This is a genomic window from Clostridium prolinivorans, from assembly GCF_004011155.1.
GTDB lineage: Bacteria > Bacillota > Clostridia > Clostridiales > Clostridiaceae > Clostridium_AT > Clostridium_AT prolinivorans.
In genome coordinates this window covers 57627-64704 of sequence record NZ_RJWG01000012.1, presented here as the reverse complement: position 1 = coordinate 64704, position 7078 = coordinate 57627, and the positions used below count along the sequence as shown (strand labels likewise).

The 7078-nt window shown below is 22.6% G+C and carries 2 protein-coding genes; one reads left to right on the top strand and one right to left on the bottom strand.

The genetic code is table 11. From position 1 onward, the window contains the following. The first annotated feature begins 362 nt into the window (after positions 1-362). The gene (locus tag EGD97_RS09795; protein ID WP_127837208.1) at positions 363-1094 is read left to right on the top strand and encodes an NAD-dependent protein deacylase; all 732 of its coding nucleotides are present in this window, start codon (positions 363-365) and stop codon (positions 1092-1094) included. Between the two features lie 446 nt (positions 1095-1540). Here the strand turns inward: EGD97_RS09795 and EGD97_RS09790 are convergent, their stop codons facing one another. After that, positions 1541-6976: a diguanylate cyclase gene (locus EGD97_RS09790; protein WP_127837204.1), complete on the bottom strand. Its 5436-nt coding sequence runs from the start codon at positions 6974-6976 to the stop codon at positions 1541-1543. Positions 6977-7078: the final 102 nt, after the last annotated feature.

Here is a 7078-nt window from a genome sequence, read left to right as displayed (position 1 = left end):
ATGCTTTATTTATCAAAAGAATTGCTGGTTATTACCTTATTCTCTGTTTAATTTTCAAAGACCAATCTTTTCGCCATCATCTGACAGCTTTTATAGTTTATCACTTATTTTTTTCTTTGTCAATACTTTTTTTATTTCAAATTTATATTTTTAAGTGATTAGCTGTCGATTTATCTCAGCGACGTTTTATATAATATCACTTTTATTTTTTATTTCTATGTAGTATATTTGTTATTATAATAAAATAAATCTATATTTCTACATATTTCTATATAATTCTTCAATATTCATAAAGTGATACGCCTGGGCGTGAATATACAATTGCATTTTATTGATATAATATTTTATAGGAGATGATAATGATGTGTTTAAATAAATTAAAGGATATCATAAAAAATAGTAATAATATAGTTTTTTTTGGAGGAGCAGGAGTTTCCACTGAAAGTTCAATACCAGATTTTCGTTCCGAAAATGGTTTATATAAAACTGTAAACAATTATTCTTATAGTCCTGAGGTTATGCTTAGTCATTCATTTTTTGTAAATCATACTGAAGATTTTTTTGATTTTTATAAAAATAAAATGATTTATAAAAATGCAAAACCTAATAAAGCTCATTATTTTTTAGCTGAACTTGAAAAAAGAGGAAAATTAAAAGCTATTATAACTCAAAATATTGATGGACTTCATCAAAAGGCAGGTTCTAAAAATGTGCTTGAACTTCACGGTTCTATATATAAAAATTATTGTGTAAACTGTAATAAAATTTATGATTTAAATTATATAATAAATAGCTCTTCACTTATTCCAAGATGTTTAAATTGCAATGGAATTGTGCGTCCTGATATTGTTTTATATGAAGAAAATTTAAATTCTGATATTTTAAGAGAAAGTATAAATTATATAAAAAATGCAGATGTACTTATAGTTGCTGGAACTTCTTTGGTAGTTTACCCTGCTGCTAATTTAATTTCATATTATAAAAATAATAAACTTGTTTTAATAAACAAGTCTTCTACTCCTTATGATAAAAAAGCTAATTTTGTTTTCCATGATAGTATAAGCAAAATTTTATCTGAAATATATCAAGCATAGCTACTAAATATAATAATTTATAAATAATATGATTAAACCACAGTAAACTATAAATAAATCCCTATTACACAATGAGTAGTATATTTATTATTGATTTACTTCAAAATATAGTGGTCAATTATAATAAAAATAGTTTTTGTGAAATAATCATAATATAAAAAAGACTTCAGTATAATTTTTATCTGAAGTCTTTAATTTAAAATATTATATACAATATTTTAATTTTTTTATTAAACCACAATAAGCTGTAAATAAATTCTAATTACACAATGAGTAATATATTTATTATTGATTTACTTCAAAATATAGTACCCAATTATAAAAAATACTTTTTGTTAGATAATCATTTTATTAAATCAAAATTAACTATGCAACTTTGATTTAATAGCAATTATAAATAATAATCATAAATTTTAAATCTTAAATAGCCATGCATTATATAATTCTTATAACATTAGAGATCCTAAATCCCCTAATGTACTTATAAAATTAAATTCTTCAAATTTAAATTCTTTTTTCTTTGTAGATACTGAAAGATACAGTACTCCTTTAATATCACCATTTTTTATAAGAGGCACTACACATATAGAATTCCACTCAGGTATTCCAGTTATAGAATCATATTTTAAATTTTCATCCCAATCAAGCATATATACACCTTGTTTATTATCTATTACAGAATTTATTGCATCTAAATTATAACTATATATTTCTTCCCATTTTTCCTCAAAAACCTTTCTTGCATATTCTTTTTTTATTCTTTTATTTTCTACAAGGAAAAAAACTCCATAATCTGACTCTGTAATTTCAATAATTCTTCCAAGATAATTAAATATCTTGTTTTCAATAATATCCTCCTTTTTTATAATTTCTATTATATCAAGCATTGCTAGAACATTTCTTGAATCTTGTACAGTATTTCCTGAAACTATACCTGTAAGTTTATCAGTTCCTTTAACTTTAGTTGAAAATTTGTTGCTCCATACATTACATTGATTTCTACCAAGTTCTTTAGAAACATATAAAGCCTGATCTGCTTTTTCAATAATTTCTTGTTTCCATTTAGCATGTTCTGGATAAGAGGCAATACCCATGCTCACTGTTACAGGTATATTATCTCCTAATATTTTAGCTTTTTCAATTTTTTCCCTAAGTTTTTCTGCAACAGCTAAAGCATCTTTTGAATCAGTTTGAGGAAGTACAATTATAAATTCCTCTCCACCATATCTTCCAAATATATCATCTTTTCTTATATTATTTTTTATTATAGAACATACTTTCCTTAAAACTTCATCTCCAGTTTGATGCCCAAATCTATCATTTATATGTTTAAATAGATCTAGATCTACCATTATTATGGAAAACTTTCCATTAATTTCGTCAGTTAAGTCTATGTGCTCTGTCAAAGCATCTTCTAAAGCTTTTCTGGTTAAAGCACCTGTAAGTTTATCCATAGATGAGCTTATTTGAAATTGATATTTTTCTATAATAAAGCCTGCCAATCTTGAAACTTCAATACATTTTTTTAATCCTTCTTTGTTAAAATTATTTAAAGTTCTATCTGACTCAAGGTATATATATCCTTTTATAAATTTATTTGTAAAAGAATTCTTTCTTTTATTTTCTTTTAAGTTAAAATTCATATCCTGAGAATTCATTATTATGGGTATACAAATAACTGCTTTTTTACCTTGAAGAATATGAACAAAATTAGAATTGTTATCATCAATAAGGTTTTCTGTTATTAAAATAGGCTCTTTTAACACTCTAACAGTTTCAAGCAGGTATTTACTTAAGGGCACTTGGTTATTTCCATCATTTGATGCTATTGCATAATAATTTTGATCATAATCATCTACTAAAATCAGACTTCGTGTTGCTAATGTAACACTTGCAAGATATTTAGCTATTATATCTAAATTTTTAAGCGGATCTGAATAAAGATTTTTAATTATATCTTTAACTCCTCTTATTCCTTTAGGCAAAGATGAACTATATATCTTTTTAGCAGATCTTATAAAATCTTTATTAGTAAGTATTTCTCCAAATTCTTCATAGTCAAATAATACATTAAGTTCTTTTATACCTTTTATTAATAATTTATTCTCTTTGTGATTAAATAAATCATCATGATTGTTAATTTTTCTCATGCTCATAAGCATAATAAAACTATTTATAGTTCCTGGCATATTCATAAACTTAACCTTAAATTCATCTGGAATTTGCAAAGTAGCAGATTTAATAATTTCTGACGCTTCAAAATAATAATTAGCAGCATAAAAGTAATCTTTTTTCAATAAATAATAATCTCCTAATGCACAGCAGATATTTGAATGTAATACTTTTTCTCTCTCTTTTTTAATAATGTCTAAAGCTAAATTTAAATATTTAAGTTTATTCCTATTTTTTCTTAAAATACCTGTTAAAAACAAAATCATAACTCTGATTCTATTTGTTATATAATCTACTTTTATATTTTTTGTTTCTTTAAATACTATTTCTGTTAATTTAATAAAACCTTTTTTATATAAAAGTATAGCAGTATTACAAAGTATATCTAATTTTTTTAAAGGATTTTTAAAATTAGATATAATATTTTTTATTATATCGATATTTTCTATAACACTATTTTCTTCTTCTTTTATACAAATATCTATATATTGATATAATACAAGGCTTTCCCATTTTTGTATAGCTTTACTATCTTTATATATATCTAAAGCTTTTAGTATATATTCCTTAGCTTTTTCATTATCTCCAAAACTATATAAAAGCTCAGCTCCCATTTTATAGTATAATCCGATATCTTTGCCTTGCTCTGGATAATTTTTTAATTCATTTTGTGCTAATAAAAAATATTCATAAGCTTTTTTATATTCTCCTGTATTTAAATATATATTGGATAAATAGTTATAACAATAAAATATATTACTTTCAAGCTCTATAGATTTACCTTTTTCAACAGCTTCTAAAAAATATTGAAGCGCCAAATCATAATTCCAGCTATCATAGTAAAAAGATGCTAAATTAGTTAAAGCTACAACTTCTAAAACCACAATATGATTTTTTTCACAGATATCTATTGTATTTAAAATATATTCCATACTCTTTTCATTATCTTGATAATAATCTTCATAAACAACTGCAATATTATTAAGAATTGTTGCTATGCCCTCAGTATATTGAGACTTTTCAAAACAAATTTTACTTTCATTATAGTAATTAAGAGCTTGTTCAATATTCCCTTTATGTAAGTAATAATTTCCTAAATTTTTATAAAAAAGACCTTTTAACTTATTATATTTTTCTCCACACAATTCTATACAATTTTTACAAATTTCCTCTATTTCCTTATATTTCTGTGTTATATAATATAGTCTTACTTGAATTTCTTTATATTCTAAATATTCTTCTGTATATTTATTTAGGAAATCAGAACTGTATATAATTTTTTCTGCTTTTTCTATATAATTTAAAGCTTTTAAAGTATCATTTTTATAGAGAAATATATTTGCTATTTTATTTATTGCTTGAATTTCATATATATTATCTTTAATTTCTCTTGCTAAATTTTCAGCTTCATTATAATATTCTATAGAATTTGTCCAGTTTCCTAATTCTTCGTAAATTCTACCTATTCTAAAAAGTATTTTTATTTTTCTTAGGCTTAATTCATCTTCCATTATAGAAATAACTTTTTTAAGATTTTTTACAGCATCTATTCTGTTTTTATAGTTTTCCATTTTATCTGCATTTTCAAGGCAATATTTAATTATTTTTTCTTTTTGATCAGATTTTTCTAAATGATATATAAATTCTTCACTATTTACACTTTCATTTATATATTGCTTTTCTAAAAGATTAGCAGCAAGTTTGTGAATATTTTTTTTATAATCTTTTTCTATTTTCTTTTCTATTAACATTTTTAAAATTTTATTTGAAAAATCGTAAACAAAGCCGCTATCTTCTATCTTTTGGCATAATATTCCTCTACCCTCTAAATCTTCTATATGTTGCTCCACAACTTTTTTATCATTTTGAATAATATTGTTTAAAGTTTCTAAAGATATACCTGTATTAAATATAGATACAATATTAAGAATATTTAAACTTAATTCATCTATTCCTTTAATTTGTGCAAGCACTGCTTGTTCCATATTAGAAGGCACAGGCATTTTATTATAATCATAATCATATTTATTAATCCAATTTCCAGAATCTTCATCTATATATAAAATTTTTTCAGCAAATAAATTTTTTAAAGTTTCAACTATAAATAATGGATTACCATAAGTTTTTGAAAAAATTCTCCCTCCAAAGTTTTCTAATTTAATAGGACTTCTTAATATATCTTGTATCATATCTATGGAATCTTTTTTATTAAGTCCTCTAAGCTGTATGTCTAAAACATTAGATTTATTTGCAGTTTTAGATAAAAATTGTACTAATCTTTTGTTGTAAGTAACTTCTCCATCGCAATAAGACACTATAAACATAATATTTGGATTTCTTAAATGCATATACTCCAAAATATCTATTGAAAATTCACTTGCCATATGTAAATTATCCATTATAAATATTGCAGGCTTTCCTTTTATAAAATCACTTATAAAAGAAGATATAGTATTTAATACTTTGATTTTTTCTTTACTATCTAATAAATAATCTACAAATACATTATTATTATTTTTATCTTCAAGTGAAGGTATAAATTTTACAAGTTCAGATTCATATCTTTTAAATGTTTCTGCTTCACATTCATCTATAATTGTTTTTAAAATTTCTAAAAAAGCTTTGTTCTTAAAGAAATTTATATTATCTGATATAAAATTTGAGTATACATTAACATTTTTCATTGAAAATATATACTCTATTTCTCTTAAAAATTTAGTTTTTCCTATACCAGATTCACCATGAACTATTGCAAGATTTTTTGAAAATTGCATCCTTTCTATAGAATTATACATATTAAAAATAGCATTTATTTCATATTCTCTTCCTACAAGTTTTGTTTTAAAATTTAATTTCTTTAATTGTTTTTTATTATGAGCTTTATAATTTTTATTAAAAATTTTATTTATATCCTTTATAACTTCATTAATACTCTTATATCTTTTATTTACATCACTTTCAATCATCTTTTGTACAATTGTGCTTATTTTTTCTAAAAACAGCACATTGTTTTTAGAAAAACTTTTATAGTTGTCTTTTAAATTTTTTAATTTAATTACTTGATTTAATATATTATTATTTTCTTTGTTTTCCTTTTGGCACATAAAAAGCAAAAGTACTCCCAAAGAATAAATATCTGATGATACTGAAAATTTTTCCTCTGCTATTACTTCTGGAGCTTTAAATATAAGTTCGTTTTCTTTTGAATTCCAATGATAATAACTTTCAAGCTTCAAAGTAGCTATATCTTTAAGTTTAATATTTAAACCATCTATATATATATTATTTATATTTATATCCCCATAAACAAAATTTCTTAAATGCAGATAATTGATACTTTGGCAAATTTCTACAAATAAGTCTAATATTTTATCATAATCTAAATCTTTTATGCTATCTAAAAAATTATTATTTGATTCAAAATTTTCATTAACATAAAAATATTGTCTATTATCTATCCTTTTATTATCAATAGTTTTTATAATGTCAAAATCATATAACTTTACAATATTTTTATCTTTAATAGTTGTAAGAGTCATAAATTCTTTAATATAATAATCTAATAATTTATCAGGAAGATATTCAGAATTTATAATATTCAATTGTACCGCTTTAAAGTTTTTTTTCATATCAGCTGCAAGATAAGAAGATATTAATCTATTTTGCCTTATATTTTTTAAAATTCTGTATCTATTATTTATAAAATCCATAATAACACTTCCCCAGTATAATTAAATACATTATAAGTATATCATGTAAAAGCCTATACATAAACATTTTTTGGTATAATTTTACATAATATTATTCAAAAT

Coding starts and splice junctions, on each gene's coding strand:
- EGD97_RS09795 (WP_127837208.1), top strand. CDS start 363: ATGTGTTTAAATAAATTAAAGGATATCATAAAAAATAGTAATAATATA.
- EGD97_RS09790 (WP_127837204.1), bottom strand. CDS start 6,976: ATGGATTTTATAAATAATAGATACAGAATTTTAAAAAATATAAGGCAA.